The sequence below is a fragment of the Pantoea sp. WEP genome (genome assembly GCF_041678305.1).
GTDB classification, from domain to species: domain Bacteria; phylum Pseudomonadota; class Gammaproteobacteria; order Enterobacterales; family Enterobacteriaceae; genus Pantoea; species Pantoea dispersa.
Genome location: NZ_JBGNXB010000001.1, coordinates 3590857 through 3607197, shown reverse-complemented (window position 1 = coordinate 3607197; position 16341 = coordinate 3590857). Strand labels below are relative to the sequence as shown.

14 protein-coding genes and 1 pseudogene are annotated in these 16341 nt (G+C 57.0%); 13 read left to right on the top strand and 2 right to left on the bottom strand.

What is annotated here, in order from left to right; translation table 11 throughout:
* Window positions 1–89 precede the first annotated feature (89 nt).
* The 9 genes and pseudogenes from ABVR31_RS16900 to ABVR31_RS16860 all read left to right on the top strand — a co-directional run.
* Window positions 90–941: a hypothetical protein gene (locus tag ABVR31_RS16900; RefSeq protein ID WP_372773567.1), complete on the top strand. Its 852-nt coding sequence runs from the start codon at window positions 90–92 to the stop codon at window positions 939–941.
* Between the two features lie 984 nt (window positions 942–1925).
* Entirely contained in the window at window positions 1926–2816 is an 891-nt protein-coding gene (locus ABVR31_RS16895) for an integrase domain-containing protein (protein ID WP_372773565.1), read from the top strand.
* Window positions 2809–3036 carry a hypothetical protein gene (locus ABVR31_RS16890; protein ID WP_059009506.1) on the top strand — a complete coding sequence of 76 codons (228 nt, stop codon included), beginning with the start codon at window positions 2809–2811 and terminating at the stop codon, window positions 3034–3036. Before ABVR31_RS16895 ends, ABVR31_RS16890 begins: the two co-directional genes overlap by 8 nt.
* A 345-nt stretch (window positions 3037–3381) precedes the next feature.
* On the top strand, window positions 3382–3798 hold the full coding sequence (locus ABVR31_RS16885) for a hypothetical protein (RefSeq protein WP_372773563.1): 417 nt from the start codon (window positions 3382–3384) through the stop codon (window positions 3796–3798).
* Window positions 3799–4329: 531 nt separating this feature from the next.
* On the top strand, window positions 4330–4647 hold the full coding sequence (locus tag ABVR31_RS16880; RefSeq protein ID WP_372773561.1) for a hypothetical protein: 318 nt from the start codon (window positions 4330–4332) through the stop codon (window positions 4645–4647).
* Window positions 4648–4756: 109 nt separating this feature from the next.
* Window positions 4757–5065, top strand: a complete 309-nt coding sequence (locus ABVR31_RS16875; protein ID WP_059009494.1) for a hypothetical protein — start codon at window positions 4757–4759, stop codon at window positions 5063–5065.
* 80 nt (window positions 5066–5145) lie between these two features.
* Window positions 5146–5757, top strand: a complete 612-nt coding sequence (locus ABVR31_RS16870) for a hypothetical protein (protein ID WP_372773559.1) — start codon at window positions 5146–5148, stop codon at window positions 5755–5757.
* A 71-nt stretch (window positions 5758–5828) separates the two neighbouring features.
* Window positions 5829–6812: an ArdC family protein gene (locus ABVR31_RS16865; RefSeq protein WP_372773557.1), complete on the top strand. Its 984-nt coding sequence runs from the start codon at window positions 5829–5831 to the stop codon at window positions 6810–6812.
* Between the two features lie 96 nt (window positions 6813–6908).
* Window positions 6909–7420 (top strand): annotated as a pseudogene (locus tag ABVR31_RS16860) (DUF1281 domain-containing protein); the annotation flags it as partial.
* Between the two features lie 71 nt (window positions 7421–7491).
* Here the strand turns inward: ABVR31_RS16860 and ABVR31_RS16855 are convergent.
* On the bottom strand, window positions 7492–9273 hold the full coding sequence (locus ABVR31_RS16855; RefSeq protein ID WP_372773555.1) for an EAL domain-containing protein: 1782 nt from the start codon (window positions 9271–9273) through the stop codon (window positions 7492–7494).
* 342 nt (window positions 9274–9615) lie between these two features.
* On the opposite strand from ABVR31_RS16855, the gene ABVR31_RS16850 reads away from it, so the two are divergent.
* Window positions 9616–11073, top strand: a complete 1458-nt coding sequence (locus ABVR31_RS16850) for a methyl-accepting chemotaxis protein (protein WP_372773553.1) — start codon at window positions 9616–9618, stop codon at window positions 11071–11073.
* On the opposite strand, the gene ABVR31_RS16845 is transcribed toward ABVR31_RS16850, so the two are convergent.
* Window positions 11070–11276, bottom strand: coding sequence for a DUF3606 domain-containing protein (locus ABVR31_RS16845; protein ID WP_045814937.1), 207 nt, complete (start codon window positions 11274–11276; stop codon window positions 11070–11072). The genes ABVR31_RS16850 and ABVR31_RS16845 overlap by 4 nt on opposite strands.
* Before the next feature lie 361 nt (window positions 11277–11637).
* On the opposite strand from ABVR31_RS16845, the gene ABVR31_RS16840 reads away from it, so the two are divergent.
* The 3 genes from ABVR31_RS16840 (at window position 11638) to ABVR31_RS16830 (ending at window position 15897) form a co-directional block, all read left to right on the top strand.
* On the top strand, window positions 11638–11877 hold the full coding sequence (locus tag ABVR31_RS16840) for a hypothetical protein (RefSeq protein ID WP_059009563.1): 240 nt from the start codon (window positions 11638–11640) through the stop codon (window positions 11875–11877).
* A 528-nt stretch (window positions 11878–12405) separates the two neighbouring features.
* On the top strand, window positions 12406–14532 hold the full coding sequence (locus tag ABVR31_RS16835) for a putative bifunctional diguanylate cyclase/phosphodiesterase (RefSeq protein WP_372774076.1): 2127 nt from the start codon (window positions 12406–12408) through the stop codon (window positions 14530–14532).
* A 1194-nt stretch (window positions 14533–15726) separates the two neighbouring features.
* The gene (locus ABVR31_RS16830; RefSeq protein WP_176428074.1) at window positions 15727–15897 is read left to right on the top strand and encodes a hypothetical protein; all 171 of its coding nucleotides are present in this window, start codon (window positions 15727–15729) and stop codon (window positions 15895–15897) included.
* Window positions 15898–16341 lie beyond the last annotated feature (444 nt).

Genomic DNA, 16341 nt, shown 5'->3' with positions numbered 1-16341 from the left:
TTTAATTTATTATAAAACAAAATTCTCACAGAGATGGTATAGTACGATAGTAAAAATGAAGTTCATCTTTAAAACATAATGGTGGAAAAATGATCTCATCCAAAACGCATAGACTTAGTTCGCTTTTTAGTCATTCTAGGTTTCAATTAACAAGTGAGCTTTTATCAGCATGCATTGGTTATGGAAGCTATATTGAACCATATGGATATATTACTGGGTTTAGTGGTAAAAAAAGAAATGGATATGCAATTTTACTGCGGCTAATGTCAAGGGCTTTTGATGTGAATGACGTGCCAATTGATGATGACAGAATATACACTAGGTATAGCAAGGAGGTTGATGCATTTATTGCTTCCCTGAGTAAACCACAGTTAAATGAAATCGCCGGTGAGTTGAAATATATTTATCTTCACCTGCAAGGAATTTTTAATGATGCGGGAGTTACTCATATAAAATTAAGGCGAGAAATCGGCCCCAAAGAATTGCCTCGACAAAAAATTAAAGAAGTAACAGTATCATCTCATTTTTCTGAACGTCTTAATTATAGTGACTTACTCATGCTGTATAAATCCGCAGCTGATTTATTAGGTAAAGAAAAAATACCTCTACATATGGACGTACTTAACTCTTTTACTGACACCAATGATAAAGGTGGCTATGGATCTATATCGATTGAGTTAAGCATACCTGCAGAGGATGTCCTGTACTCATACTTAATGTTCCCTTCGGATCAAATGGAAGGAGAAGAGTGGGTAATAATGAACAGGTCCTCAACAGGTGTAGTTGAAATCCCTGCTTCTAGCATTATCATTGAAAATACTAAAATAAGAGACTTTTATAAGGAAAGCTATATGGATTTAACTTTGGATTTTGCACAGCAATTATTCAGCATGGAGTATTCTAGAACATGGGGGAGGTTACCACTGTTCCGTTCTTTCTAACTAGTTTCGAAATGGCGTAGAGTTCTAATAATTTATTGAACCTTTATTCGCTACCTGCTTCAGACTCGTTATCTTATATGATTCACATGAGGCTATGACATTTAACTTGTAAAAGGATCATGCTTCGATCTAACATCTCCCTCGTTGTACCGTTGCGTAAAGCAACATGCCAATGTCCCGGCAATCTGAGAGGGACGCCTTCGGGTGATTGCATGCCAAAACCGTCATGACCTGAGAGACGGTGCCTTAGGGCGGTAACTCCGTTTAACCTTTGAAAACGGAGGTCGCACAACGACGAAGGTCCTTTTCTTTCAATGCCTGTTCAGGGCTTTTTCATCTCCACGGCGTTTTTCGCCAACGTTTACTCTTTCGTTCAGACGCTGAATTCCGGTTGCAAACTTTGCGACGTGGGTATGACCATTTGGAACATTTGGGCATCTTCCACGACTGCATTGAGAGCAGAGGAGCGCGGCGTCACTTGCGTTCGAGTGAAACGAGTACCAAGTGACGCGCGCAGCGCACAACAGGCAGCGCTGACGCACTGCCGTTTAAACAACTTCTTTACCAACTGACCAACACGTACTCAAAGGTTTTAAGCGCCTTAAAGACGTGCTTCATTCACGGTTTGTTCACTTATCAATCAAACGTCTTCACCGTAAAAACGGCCAGGGACTTCATTAAAAGAGGAGAAAATCGACACGATATCGATGGCGACACCAGTCAACACACTGGTGTGTGGAAGCAGACTGATTCATTTCAGCCCGGTGCAAACCGCGAACAGGTCAGAGACCTGGGGAGCTTCGCAATAACTCAACATTTCGCCGCCCCGATGCACAGATATCTGTCGAGACGCAGGAAGCGCAACAATAAACCGTGCCGTCGGGGTGAAATTCATCGTCTGTAGCTGTGGTGCAGTCGGTGTCAGTGCTTTTCCGTTCACACAGACGGAAAAGCACTGACACCTGTTTAAGTGGAGGGGGGATTATGGCAAAACTGAATAAAAATCTTAAAACGCTTGCCAGACAGGCGGGGGGAAGTTTTAAAACTGTTTCTGACCGAATGAAAATTGCTGACAGGTTTGCCGAACGTTTATTAAGGCTTAATGTTCAAATCAGAGATATCAAGAAAATTAAAACGTCGCATATCGAACTGTATATGAAAAGTCGCCTTTCAGAAGAAATTTCCAGGCGCACTCTTCAAAATGAAATGGCGGCGATCCGCGCTTTACTGCGGGTTGCAGGAAAGACATTCATGGCTAATCCTTCTCATGAAAAACTGAGCAACCAGGCCCTGGGCATTTCGGAAACGAGCCGGGACGGAACGAAGGTTGCCATTCCCGATACTTATTTTCGGCAGGTATTAACGAGTGTAGAGCAAAAGGATGAGGGCATTGCCTGCGCAATGAGGCTATCCCGATTACTCGGTTTAAGAACGGAAGAAACAGTTCAGTCTGCTAAATCATTGCGTACCTGGCAAAAAGCGTTACTGAATGGGGACGAAAAAATACGCATTGTATTCGGTACAAAAGGAGGGCGTCCAAGAGATACCACGGTATTAGATCGTGATGCGACTCTGGCTGCAATCAATGCGTCTCTTAAACATCTGAGTGAAAATAATGGAAAGTTAATCGATAAACCATCATTACACACGGCCATTGAACGCTATCGCAATGTCGTCCGTGAATCAGGATTAACCGGTAAATATGCACCCCATAGTTTACGTTATGCGTACTCTGTTGATGTTATGAATCTCCATATGAAAAAAGGTTTTACTAAAGAAGAGGCACAGGCTCTTGCATCAATGGATCTGGGACATGGCGATGGCAGGGGGCATTATGTGGCGCGTATTTATAACAAGGTTGAGCTTCATGATTAAGCATGGTTTTATTTCTGGTGAGGTTTCGATTATTTGTCGCGTGCTTTTAGGGTTTAAAGTAAACATTTCACGCATTATCGACAGGGGACATTGCGAGGTAGCCTGTTTACAGGAGGCTTATGCCCATTATGGTGACAGGTTCACCCGTACTGATGCCTGTCTGTACTTCACTCAGGGCGCACTGTTTGAAACTTTCAGGATTGTGCTGAGAGAAAAATAATGCGGGGAGATCTTTGCGTTGACACTCTTGCCTGAGGTGCGGGAATTGTGTACGCTTATTTTGCTAACGTTGTCTCTGACAACTGCCAATGTTCCGGTGATTTGAGAGGAACGCCTTCGGGTAATCACATGCCAATGCCATCACAACCTGAGAGATGGCGCTTTCGGGCGGTTACAAATCTGTTTAACCTTTGAAAACAGAGACCCCTGTGGTTAAGGTCCTTTTTTACTTCGCTTCACTCTCCTGAACATCTTATTTACTCATCAGCCATTTTTGGCCTGATTCTCACCCTGAGGGATACTTTCCCTTTGGGACGGTTCCCTTTTTTCATAAGGAATCGTACCCATGCATTACACCAGAATGATCAATCCGCTCACGTTACTGAATTGTGATTCCCCCGCTTCTGCAAGAATCATGGTGGATTACGTTAAAACTCAGCTTAACGTACGTCTTGGTTACAAACTCATGGTTGACGCCGATCCTCAGGTTCCTGCTGACGGCCTTCCTGACTACCTGACTTTTCTCAGATATGTCGCACATACCGTAGGTTTTGCAACTGAGCATTGCTTCATAAGACACACCTTTGTCGAAGAGGCCGTGACCGAGCTTACGCTCCTGGGGGTAAATGTTCACAGTCGTCACTGGAATACCGCTTTTCACCAGGGCGTTACCCTGTCTCGCCAGGAAAAAGAACTGGACGACGCTACAGAAGAAGCGCGCAAAATGTTTTATCAGAGCGCCGGTTTTTCTGACAGCGCCTGACTGCCTTATTAAACGAACAATCTTTCACCCTCACGGGACTTCTGTCCCCGTCAGGGACAGATTTCCCCGACGCTTCAGGGAATCCTCAATGAACGATTTAACTCTCACTGCAGATTTTATCATCGTGCCAGCGAGCGTACCGCTCACAAAGTCGCACTGGCCAAAGCAGAGGGCAAGCTGCTGAGTATCGCAGCGCTTCGTCGTCTTGGCCTGAATACCGGGACAAATGACGACGGCTTTCCGTTTTACGTCTGGGAAATGGCTGCGGTCGCCAGGGACCTGGCTGAACTGCATGTCCGGAAGCTTATACCTGAATCATGGGAGGCATTCTTTAACGGTCTTTGCCGCATGGCAGAAGGTATTGATAAAGAGGCCTGGACATATTTCTACAAAAGTGCAGTCAAAGACGAAAAATGCTTTCTGTCTATGGAAAATAGCGATGCAGATTTCTGAGGTGATGCACTTAACCCGTATGGGGATTTTCTCCATACGGAGATAAATCCTCTTATTTTTACTGAAGAGGATTTACCTGTGAATACACTGGCATTTAATACGTTATTACTCGTTAAACATAACAGCAGCGAATGGCACCGGATGTGGAGCAGGCTGGCAAAGCACAGGTCCAACCGCGCCCTTCAGGACCCGGCTGTTGCTGATAATGACGGTGAAGTCTGGCAGTACATGGAGACAGTGGAAAAAAGCGTTCTGTGGTTTGGAAAACGCTACATCCATCGTTTCCGTCATCGTTATCACCCAGCCTGCGGTTGCGCCATGACAGTTAACATTCCTGCCAGCCGAACCTTTAATCCGGACGATCCGGATAACGCTTTATATCATCACTTCGGTTAGTCATTAACCAGACGCCAGTGTCATTTATGACAAAGGCGTTAACCCATGCGGGGACAACCTCCCTGCATCTGCGGTGATGGTTTTCTCCGCATTCATTAAGGAGAAAACCATGAGCAGTATAATGCTGTTACTTATCACCCGCACATCGCGCGCCCTCAGCTGCCTTGCAGAGGCAATGCGTCAGCAGCAGGCTGAATGGTTCACCAACCGCAGCGGACACAGTAGTTTCCGCGCCGAGGTCGTTCAGTCTGAAGGGGGGTTTACCGCCATCATTTCACGCAGAACAGGCTACAGTTCGCGTGACTGGCAGTATCAGCAACTTGGCAGCGCAGGTAAGTTTGCATCCGCACGTAAGGCTTTACGGGCGGGCCGGCAGATGGCGCAGCAAATGGCCGGACTGCGTTACCGTTTCGACTGAATCTGTTTTTACTGATTAACACTTCCCGGAGGGACCTTCCCTCCCGGGGAGGTTTCCTCCTTCTTTTATCCGGAGGAAATATGATCCGTTTTACTTCTGCTGAACTTCGTCCGCTTTTCACACAGAACCTGGGTATGCAGGGCCCGCTGATACTTGAAAAGAACCTGGGGATTTATCTTCGTGTACCTGATGACAATCATCCCGGAGAGTGGCTGAAAGCCTGGGCTGCAGGGTGTAATCCGTCGGAGGATGCAGACTGGTCAGAACTTGCTGACTCACTGATACCCGAACGGGAATTCTCCTTTCAGACCTTTATTGCGCAGAGCATGTTTGATGCTGTGCTGAATGACCAGCATGATCTGCTCATCAAACCCGTGATCAGTAACCTGAACAATGCGCTGACGCTTCATGTGGAAACGCATCCACCGCTGAAGGTGTATGTACCGGTGAGCGAATATCGTGACCGGACCCGCTGGCTTTACGATCAGTCGCTGCGCCATTTTCATGCCTGTGTAGGTAATGCTGAACTTCTCAGCTGGCGTTCGCAGGCACTACATGTTCTCGACCAGGTCATTCGCCTTGATTCAAAGCGGGCGAAACCCGCCGATCGGGAGATGTTTGACTGTGCGGTCGCGAGCGTACGTGACCGTATTCGTTCGGTTATGGCCGACGGCTCATTACGTTTTTACTGATTTTTCCACTCACCGGTGGCGCATCGTCCGCCACCGGCCGGGATGCGCCCCGTTTTCAAAGGATGCATCTCATGAAAAAGACAACAGCGCGATCCAAAGCGGCAGCAGTACAGACTACCGACCTGTATCAGCAGGTCACCGATAAAATCATTGTGGCGCTGGAAAATGGCGTGCCGCCCTGGCGGCGCCCGTGGCGTTCGGCTCAGAACGTGCACGGCAGCTGCCTGCCGGTCAATGCCGTAACCGGCCGTGCCTACAGCGGGGTTAACGTTCCCCTGCTATGGATGGCCGCAGAAGAACACGGTTATATATCCGATCGCTGGCTGACTTTCCTGCAGGCTAAAACTGCGGGAGGTCACGTCAGGAAGAATGAAACCAGCGCGCTGGCCATTATCTACAAACCGTTTGAGAAACAGGCCACGGACAGCAATGATAATCTGCTGTTCCGGGACGGTGAGCCGGTTATGGAGCGACTGACCATGCTGAAGCAACTGCAGCTGTTCAACGTTGAACAGTGTAAGGGCCTGCCTGAATTCGTCAGCGGTGAAGGTGTGGTTTCTGTTCCGGCAGAATCCCCGTCTGAACTCAGCGCGGTACAGCTGAATCAGGTACAGCAGATATTCAGCTCCACGGGAGTTGGGTGCGATCACCGCCGGCAGGACCGCGCTTATTACCGGCCGGGCGCTGACCGCATAGTCATGCCGACGGTATCGCAGTTCCGGACGGAGGCGGACTACTGGTCCACCCTGCTGCATGAACTGGTGCATGCCACCGGGCACGGCAGCCGCCTGAACCGGGAAGGCATTACCTCATCGTCACGGCAGTTTGGTGACCCGGTTTATGCGTTCGAAGAGCTGATAGCGGAAACCGGCAGCGCCTTTCTCTGTGCGGAGCTCGGTATTACCGGCGACGTGCAGCACGAAAGCTATCTTGCCGGCTGGCTGAGAGCACTTCGGGAAGATAAACGGGCAATTTTCCGTGCCTGCCGGTTCGCCCGGGAAGCTTCGGAATATTTAATTGCGCCCCTGAAACGTAATACGGAACAGGCGGCATAATCTGATCCGGCGGCTGCGGCCGCCATCATCTCCCTGAGGGCATCTTCCTCAGGGAGATGCCCTCTTTTCGTTTCAACCGACAAGAGGAGTTTCACAATGTTCTCATGGTGCCAGAACCGCCTGGAAATCACCGGTAAGTCAGTCTGCCTTGATGTTATGCAGCCCTGGATTGCCGGCACGGAAAAACCGCTTTACCGCCATGCCGTCCGGCAGGCGATAAACTGTTTCTCGCTGGCTGTGCCGGCATACTTAAGCCTGTCAGGGCCGTGGACTATGCGCCGTATCCGATGCTGACCGCTTCAGGTACGGGGGCGCAGAATTCACCTAACCAGGCATTCCATCACTTTATCGAGCTGCTGGAGCAGGATGCGTGGCTGGACACGAAGACGCTCTCCCGCATGGAGAAAATCACGCTGCAGTCCGGCATCGATGCGCTGAAATGGGAAGCCATTCCGTTTTCAGCCCGGCAGATAATGGCGCAGCTGATGGCCGTGCATTATGCCGACTGGTTTGGTGTAGCCGGTGCCGGTGGCCAGTTCGATCCGCAGGAGCGCTGGGAATGGCTCAGCAGTATGCCGGAGACAACCTGCCCCTGTGACATGCTGATGCGTGATGCGGTCATGGCGAATTCCCGGGCAGTCCTCCCTCAGCACGGTAGCCTGTTCCTGCGCGTCCGGCGTCAGCACTGCCCGCGCAGCTTCCAGCCCAGCCACTCGTCGAGCTCCCCTTCCGGCAGCGGCCGGGAATAAAAAAAACCCTGCGCCTGGTCGCAGCCGTACTGCGTGAGTGCGGTAACCGTTTCTGCATCCTCGACCCCCTCGGCAAGCACCGTATAGTCCAGCTCCTTCAGCATGGCGATAATGCTGCGCGCGATGATGCGCGAGGCGGTGTCTGACGAGATTTCACTGATGAGCGTGCGGTCCAGCTTGATGACGTCAAGCGGCATGCGCCGCAGGTAGCTGATGTTGCTGTAGCCGGTGCCGAAGTCGTCCAGCGAGATGCCAAAGCCCCTGAGCTTCAGCATCTCCAGCCCCTGCATTGCCGCCGGGCTTTCGATGATGCGCTCGGTCTCCAGGCACTCAATGCCCAGCAGCGAAGTGGGCAGCTTTGCCTTCAGCATCTTTGCCTCCAGCGCGTCGGCAAATCCCTCGCGGGAGAAGTCCCTGCTGCTGACATTGATGGTTACCGGGAGCTGGATGCAGCTGTTGCGCAGGCGGGCAAGGCGCGCGATCGCGCGGTCTGTCACCCAGGCCGTCAGCGCGCTGAGCAGCTCGGTCTGCTCAGACAGCGGCACGAACAGGGCGGGCGAGAGTTCGCCCCGTACTGGATGGCGCCAGCGCACCAGCGCCTCCAGCCCCACCGGCAGGCCACTCTGCAGGCAGACTTTAGGCTGGAAGGCGAGCCACAGCCCCCTGTCTTCCCGCAGCGCGGCGGCCAGGTCGTTCACCAGGGTAAAGTCCTGCGTATGGCGCGAATCGGTCGCTTCGCTGAAGCGCATGGCGGGCACGTCCCGGCCGATGGCCTCGTGCAGGGCGCTGACCGCGCGACGCAGCGCTTCCTGCGCCGGAATGTCGCCCGGGGTGAAGGTGACCTCCCCGGTGTGGGTGCTGAGCGCCACGGCGATGCCGTCGCCCAGGTCGGCGCTGATCCCCTCCAGACGCCCCGCCACCCAGTCCGCGCTGAGCCGGCTGTCGTTACGCGTCAGTACGGCAAAGCGGCCGGTGGCAACGGTGTAGAGCAGCTCGCCGGTGGCAGGACGCAGCCGCAGCGGCAGCAGCGTGGCCACATCCTTCAGCAGGCTCTCTACCGGACCCATGCCCATCGAGCGCGCGAGTTCATAGGCGCGCGGCATGTCGATGCAGTCAATCAGCACTAGCCGGCGCGGCGTACTGTCCCCCGCCGCCGCCAGATACTGCAGGTCGCGGATGAGGCGCTGGCGGTTGGGCAGGCCGGTGACCGGGTCGGCAAAGCCGGCGGAGTGCCAGGCCTCCAGAAACGACATCACCAGCGCGGCCAGCAACTTCAGGGTGGTAACCTGCCCGGCGCCAAACGGGTGTGGGGCAGTGTCCGTGACGCACAGTGTGCCGAGCACGATGCCTTCGCGGTTCTTCAGCGGTACGCCGGCATAGAAGCGGATGTAGGGCGCGCCCGTGATGAGCGGGTGCGTGACGAAGCGGGCGTCCAGCCAGGTGTCGGGCACCACCACCGGGCTGTCGTTGTCCACCGCGTGACGACAGAGTGAGTCCTGCCGCGAGGACCGCGTGAGGGCGAAGTTGTGGGCGGCCTGCACGTGCTGGTGCTCGTCGTCCAGCACGGAGATAAAGCTGCCGGGGATACCCAGCGCCTGGCTCGCCAGCCGCACAAATTTGCGCAGCACGTCGTCGCGGCTTTCGTCGGGGCTGCGCAGTGCTTTCAGCGCCCGCGCGCGGCGATCGCTGTCGCCGTTAATATTCATCAGCATGGGTTCCTCCGCACCGGCCTGGTTCCGGTGCGAAATTATAAAGAGAAAGTGGACGGTAACGGACCGGTGTAAAAGGCAATAACTGCGAAAGGGAAAAGCGATTAAAACTTTCTTATGGTGCTTACTATAGGCGCTTCCTGGTCTGATGTCATGTTTATTTTCTTTAGCAAAATATTTAGCGCAGCGCGATTCTTTTATTTTATCGTCCGTCAGTGTCCTTTTTGAATAATACCTGCCAGACTCTTGCCAAATAAATGTAGTGCGCAACTTAATCACGCGCGTAATTAAAACAAACGATAACGCCTCTTGTTATTTAATAATAACAACACCGGGGAAAACCTCATGCAGTTACTCAGACATTTTACCATCCGCCGCGTCGTGCTGTGGATGATGATTGTTTCATTTAGCATGGTTGCGGTCGCCGGCGCCTGGAGCGCGCTGACGCTGCGCGAAATGTACCGCCACGCCGACCACGCCGACGCGCTGACCCGGCAGCTGACCTTTCTGGCCCGCGCCGGCCTCGTCATGCAGGGCGGGACCGCAGCCGAGAAGACGGCCCTGCTGGCCGCCGTTCCGCCGGAGGCGGCGTGGGACGGCTACCGCGCGGCGTTGAGTGCGCCGGACCGTTATCCGGCCGCCGGCCGCGAGCGGCTCGGAAGCCTGACGCAGCAGCTCGCGGCCGACGACGCGCCGGTGATGGCCGGGCGCCACCGGCTGGAGGTGATTCTCAGCAGCGCGCTGCTGGCCGCTGCCGCGCTGCTGGCGTTCTGTGACCGCTATCTGGTGGTGCACCTGGTGCGCCCGGTGGCGAAAATCCGCGCGCACCTGAAGATTATCGCAGGGGGTGACCTCACGCGCGAGCCGGAAGACCTGGGCCGCAACTGCGTCGGGCAGCTGGTGCCGCTGGTCCGTGAGATGCAGCACAGCCTGCTGGACGCGGTGGCGGCCATCCGCGACAACGCGGCGATCCTGCACCGCGAGGCTGGCGAGATTGCGGCCGGCAACGCCGACCTGTCCGACCGGACCGCCACTCAGGCCGCCGCGCTGGAGCAGACCGCGGCGAGCATGGAGGAAATTACCGCCACTGTGGCACACAACGCGGAAAACGCCTGCGAGGCGCGCGAGCTGGCAGAACGCACCGCCGGCACCACGCAGCGGGGCGCGGAGCAGGTGCAGACCGTGGTTGATGCCATGAGCGGCATCGCGGAGGGCTCAGAAAAAATCCGCCAGTTCACCGCTGCCATCAACGGCATTGCCTTCCAGACCAACATCCTGGCGCTCAACGCCGCCGTTGAGGCCGCCCGCGCCGGGGAGCAGGGGCGGGGCTTTGCCGTGGTGGCGGCCGAAGTGCGGTCGCTGGCACAGCGCAGCGCGGCCGCCTCAAAAGAGATCGAGGGCCTGATTGCCGACACCGTGGCGCGCGTCAGCGACGGGCGACGGGCTGCCGGCAGCGCCGGTGCCACCATGAGCGAGGTGCTGCACGGCGTCGGTGAGGTCAACGCGCTGATCGGACAGATTGCCCTGGCTTCGGAAGAACAGAGCAAAGGGATTGCGCTGGTCACGCTGGCGGTTGCGGAGCTTGACCGCGTCACGCAGCAGAACGCCACCCTGGTGCAGGAGGTTTCTGCCACCGCGGGCAACCTGAATGGGCAGACGATCGCGCTGGGCGGCGCCATCACCCGCTTTACACTGCCTGTAGAAGAAGGCAACGTGGCTGTTGCCGCGTCCGCTTCACCGGTCAGCCCGCGCCGGGCGACGCCGCCACCTGAAGGCGACTGGGTGGCCTTCAGGCATCATTAACGCGTCGTGCGGGGGGGCGGATTTTTCTCCAGCCACGCCCGCACGCGGTCGGCTTCCGGGCCCGCCTCGCGCACGGCCCGGGTCAGACGCTCCTGGGTCGTGCGCAGTTCCAGCGTCCAGAACGTGATCTGCCACTGCTCCCGGATGTCTATGCGGCTCAGGTCGGCGGGTACCCGCCGCTGAATATAATCGCGGTTTTTCATCAGGTTATCCTTTTAATCAGTACAGGGTGTGGCGGCACAATAAATACGGCCGCCGGCAAGCCCTGCCTATCCTGGCGAATAATAATCAGGAAAACACCGGATTAATCCCTCTGTCAGGATTTCGTAAAAAAAGGAGAGGATTCCTGGGTGTATGGATATTATGCCTGTCGCGCTGAGCGGCTGATTTGGTTTAGCGTTATAGAAATAAATCAGGTAATTGCGGTTGACTATCCCGCGATCGATTCAGGGCGCATTGCATTACGGAATAAATATTAAGATAATGTGATGTATCAGGGGCGTGTCCCGTATTTTTTATCCTGACGGCCCGTTGTGGTCCGCCTGCCCGCGAAAGGAGTGTCTTCTGGGAAATCAGCTTTTATACCGGCCCGTCGCGGTCGGTTCCGACGTCCGCGAGCTCCGGCTTGCGGCCGGCCTGTCGCAGGAGGCCGCCGCCGAGCGGTTTGAGCTCAGCCTGCGCGTCTGGCAGATGAAGGAGGCGGCGAAAAATCCCGCCCCCCTGAGCCAGGGAGAGTACGAGTTCCTACTGCTGCTCGCCGGGCGTCACCCGCACTATGCCCTTGTGCCGCAAAAGAAAAAGTAGCAGGCTCTGTTCCCTGAGCCCCCTGAAGTTCAGGCGGGCCCGGCCGATAAAAGGATAAGGACATGAGCGGAAAGTACTACTATGCAGTTCGATGCGGGCGCCCCGCGATTGAAGAGGTGCACTGCGCGGGCTGTGGCGAGCTGGCGCAGGCCGACGGGGGCCGCTTTCTCGGCACGTTTTACTCGCTCAGGCACGCGCTCCAGTCCGCGCGCCTGCGGCATCCCGACTGCGTAATCTGCCTGCGGTGCGCCTCCCTGCTGCGCTGAAACGCGGCCAGGAGTGGTCCTGAAGTAACGTTTTCGTGATGCCCGGACAGCCGGGCGTCACTGTTATCCCTGACTCCGCCCGCGGCGGGGTCAGCTGACGGGCCTTTCTTCCGGCGGCGGGGCGGCAGGGATTTCTGCGGCCCCGTCTGATTGAACGTGTCCCCTTTTTGCTGTGTCATGCCGGCCACAGCTCATTCGACCCGGGGGGGGACAGACCTTGAAACGCCCGACATCAGACCACGAAGCGACCCGTCTTGCGGCGCTGGCACCCTATCAGCAGGCGGAAGCGCTGCCGGAAAACGCGCTGGACCGGCTCACCACGCTCGCCGCGCGCCTTTTCCGCGTGCCCACCGCCTTCGTTTCGCTGATTGACGACCAGCGGCAGCTTTTTGCGTCCCGCTACGGGCTGAACATCACTGGCACCGCCCGCAGCGTCGCCTTCTGCGACCACACGCTGGCGCAGGGGGAGATCCTCTGCGTGCCGGATACCCTCGACGATCCGCGTTTTCGCGACAGCCCGCTGGTGCACGGCTACCCGCACATCCGCTTCTACGCGGGGATCCCGCTCGCCACCCCGGACGGCCACCATATCGGCACCGTGTGCCTGACCGACACGCAGCCGCGCCCGCCGCTCACGGACGCGGACCGGCAGCACCTGGCCGACATCGCCGCGCTGGTGATGGACCGGATGGAGGTCCACCGGCTCGAGGTGCTGCGCCACGCCAGCCAGCAGCGGCTGGAGTCCATCTCGGCCACTTCCCCGGACGCCATCATCTGCACCGACCTGCGCCGGGGCATCACCTTCTGGAACCCGGCTGCCACCGCGATGTTCGGTTACGGCCCGGAGGAGATGGCGGGCCAGTATGTGGCCGGGCTTATTCCCGAGCGCTGCCAGACCGACTACCGCAACGAGCTGGAGCGCCTGACGGCCGACGAGGCGGCGATTTCGCAGCCGCGCACGCTGCAGATATGGGGGCTCAGGCGCGACGGCCGGGAGTTTCCGGCCGAGGTGTCATTCTCGGGCTGGCGGGAGGGCGGCGAACGCCTGGTGGGGATGATTGTGCGCGACGTTACCGCCCGGCACGAGAGTGAGGCCCGCCTCTGCGAGCTCGCCTCGCTGGACATGCTGACGCGTCTGGCCAGCCGCGGTGCCTTTATGCAGCAGCTGGGGCAGCTGACCGAGGCCGGCGTGCCCTACACCCTGCTGATGACCGACCTGGACGGCTTCAAGGAGGTCAATGACACGCTCGGGCACGCCGCCGGCGACGCGCTGCTGTGTCACGTGGCGGAGCAGATCCGGCTGGTGTGCGCGGAGGCGGTCACTGCGGCCCGGCTCGGCGGCGACGAGTTTATCATCCTGCTGCCGGGCGGAAGTACCGGTGCCAGCCTGAAGGCGGAGCGCCTGATTGCCGCCGTGCAGACGCCATTCAGCTACCACGGCTCCCCCGTGATTGTCGGGGCCAGCACTGGCATTGCCGCCTATCCCGAACACGGAGAAGACGCCTCGTCGGTGATGTCGGCGGCGGACCTGGCGCTCTACCGGGCCAAGGCGTCGGGCAAGGGCTGCAGCGTCCTGTTCCGGCCCGAATTCCTGGCGGCGGAGCAGCGGCGCCGGCGCTTTGAACGCGAGCTGGAAACCGCGGTACGCCAGCAGCAGTTCATCCTGCACTACCAGCCGCGCTATGACGCCGGCAGCGGCCGCCTGCTCGGCTGCGAGGCGCTGGTGCGCTGGCAGCATCCGGCCCGCGGCCTGCTGCTGCCAGCCGAGTTTATGGATATGCTGGTGAAAAGCCCGCTGTCCGTGACGCTCGGCGACTGGGTCATCCGCACCGCGCTGGCGCAGGTCCGGCAGTGGCAGGTCCGCTGCCCGCGGCTGCGGGTCAGCGTTAACCTGTTCCCGCGCCAGCTTTCCGGTCCCGGGCTGGAAAGCGTGCTGCGCGAGTCCGCGGGCGGCGACGCCACCTTTGTGGACCTGGAGGTGGACGAGCCGCTGCTGACGGGACTCGTTGAGGAAATGCCGGCACAGTTTGCGGCCATCCGGCGCACGGGGGCCGCGTTCGTCATCGATCACTACGGCCGCACGCTGGGCGCCATCAGCCTGCTGCGGCACGGCTTCGTCAGCGGCTTCAAGATTGACAAGTCGCTGACGCTTGAGCTCGGCACCAGCATGCGCGTGCGGATGATGTTCTGGGCCATCGCGGCGCTGGGGAAAAGCCTCGGGCTCAGCGTGGCGGCCGAGGGTGTGGAAGACGCGGAGCAGCGGGCGTACGTAACAGGCGCCCGGTGCGACATCATGCAGGGGAACGGGCTGTGCAGACCCCTGACGGCGGTGGCGTTTGAGGCGCTGCTCAGCGCGGAGGGTGACAGTAAGACGCTGAAGCACAGCTGATAAAACGGCGCCCTCAGCGGCCCATCAGCCCGTGCGCCAGCTTATCGGGCAGAAGTGAGGGCAGCGAGCCCGGTAACAGCAGACCCCGGCCGGTCCTGTGCAGCGGGTCAGACGCTCATAGTTCGCCAGCTCGAAGTTGGTGGCGGGCACCTCTGCCAGAAGTCCCGCAGGACCGCTTCCGGGCTTTCGACTATCAGGCTGACGTTTCCACCGACGCTGCAGGCGCAGCCAGGCTACTTTGTAATCCAGACCGCCCTTTCCCGCAACTGCCTTACTTAACCGCATCTGCTCCACTGATGAAGTCGGTTCAGCCGGGGCAAACCCGGAAGCCTCAACACGTGTAGCCGCCGCCAGCGTGACGGCCCATGCGCAAGCTTGCTGCACAAGCCAGGTGCCGATACCGCTTCCGCGCAACGGCAGGGCCAGCACCAGACCGCCGGGTGCCAGCGCCACACGTCCCGGCCGGCCGTGCGTGAAAACGGCGCTGACGGTGCCCGAAAGGTCGCCCTGCGGCAGAGCTGATAGCACGTGCCAGGCCAGTATCAGCGAACACATCGGGCTCCGTGACCTCCGGCAGGGAAAGTGCCCCTCCCGGACAGACACCAGGAAGCTGACCGGCGTGTCAGGCAGAATGTCTGTGGATAAACGGCGGACCGTCAGGAAATATTCCGTAAAGGGCCCACCCTGTGGCGGCTGACATAAAACGGCTCCTGATGGTATTCAGGGTACCGTGATGTGAGCGGAGCGCGCTTTACAGCAATGCGCGCTCAGCGGGCCATAATTCAGGATAAACTGTACCGGCTGAAACGATAGTGGCGCAGTCAGTGTAAAAAAATCAGTGAATCAGACACTTCCTGGCATCACTTTCTCGACAGCGTAATATATTCATATAATGTTTTCCCGTATCATGGATGGCGGCTTTCCGCAATATCAGTAAGCACTTTGTGGACTCTGGTCCGCCCTTTACACAGCCAGCGTAAGACCGGTTATGTGAAATCCAGCCTTGATCCCGGGTTACTTTTTGCCATGTGTCCCGCCACATCGTTTCCGGCTGTACTCGCTGCTGCCCCACATTGTTCTGTGACACCGTGCACGCTTATCTATTCCGCCGCCGTCACCTGCTTTACGCCTGCGTGACAGCGTCAGGTTGGGAGTGATAAAACCCAAAAGGTTGAGTTGACAGGAGGCATCCCGATGAAAAATGCTGCCACACCTTACCGCGAAGCGCTGATACGTCTTTGTGCGCTCAGGTTGCGCTACCGGCGTGCGAGCCGTAATCCGGCCGCCGGAGTGGTTGACCTTGCGGCGCTGATGTCCGAGCTCGAAGAGGCCGAACAGGACGTTGAGCGACATGAAAAGCAGTAAATGCTTCCGGCAGATCGGGCTTTAAAGTTTTACGCCAGCAGACCTATACGAATAAGGTGATTAATCCGATGGCCACACTCCACGAGTAAGTCCGTTTATCTCATTGACGTTTTCAGGGGCTGACCGGCCCTGACCGTAACGCGCTTCACAACGTCTTCCATAACTGCAGATGCAGGCATGACACCGCGCCAGTCTGCCGTGATTACTGCCACCGGTTCATGCCTGACATTTTCTGTCTGGTCAGTTTGATAAAAACCGGCTTCCGGGAGGAAGCCATCAGCACAATCAGTCGCAGTATCTGTTATTTGTCCCCTGATAAGGCACACTAAAGATGTCGGTACGCGCAGGCCAGACATATGCGCAGCGACGATGTACTTTTTCTGGCCGGCAGGCACCACGCCAATAACGTAAAAACGCTGAAAGGCTGAGGAAGGGTCCCTGCCC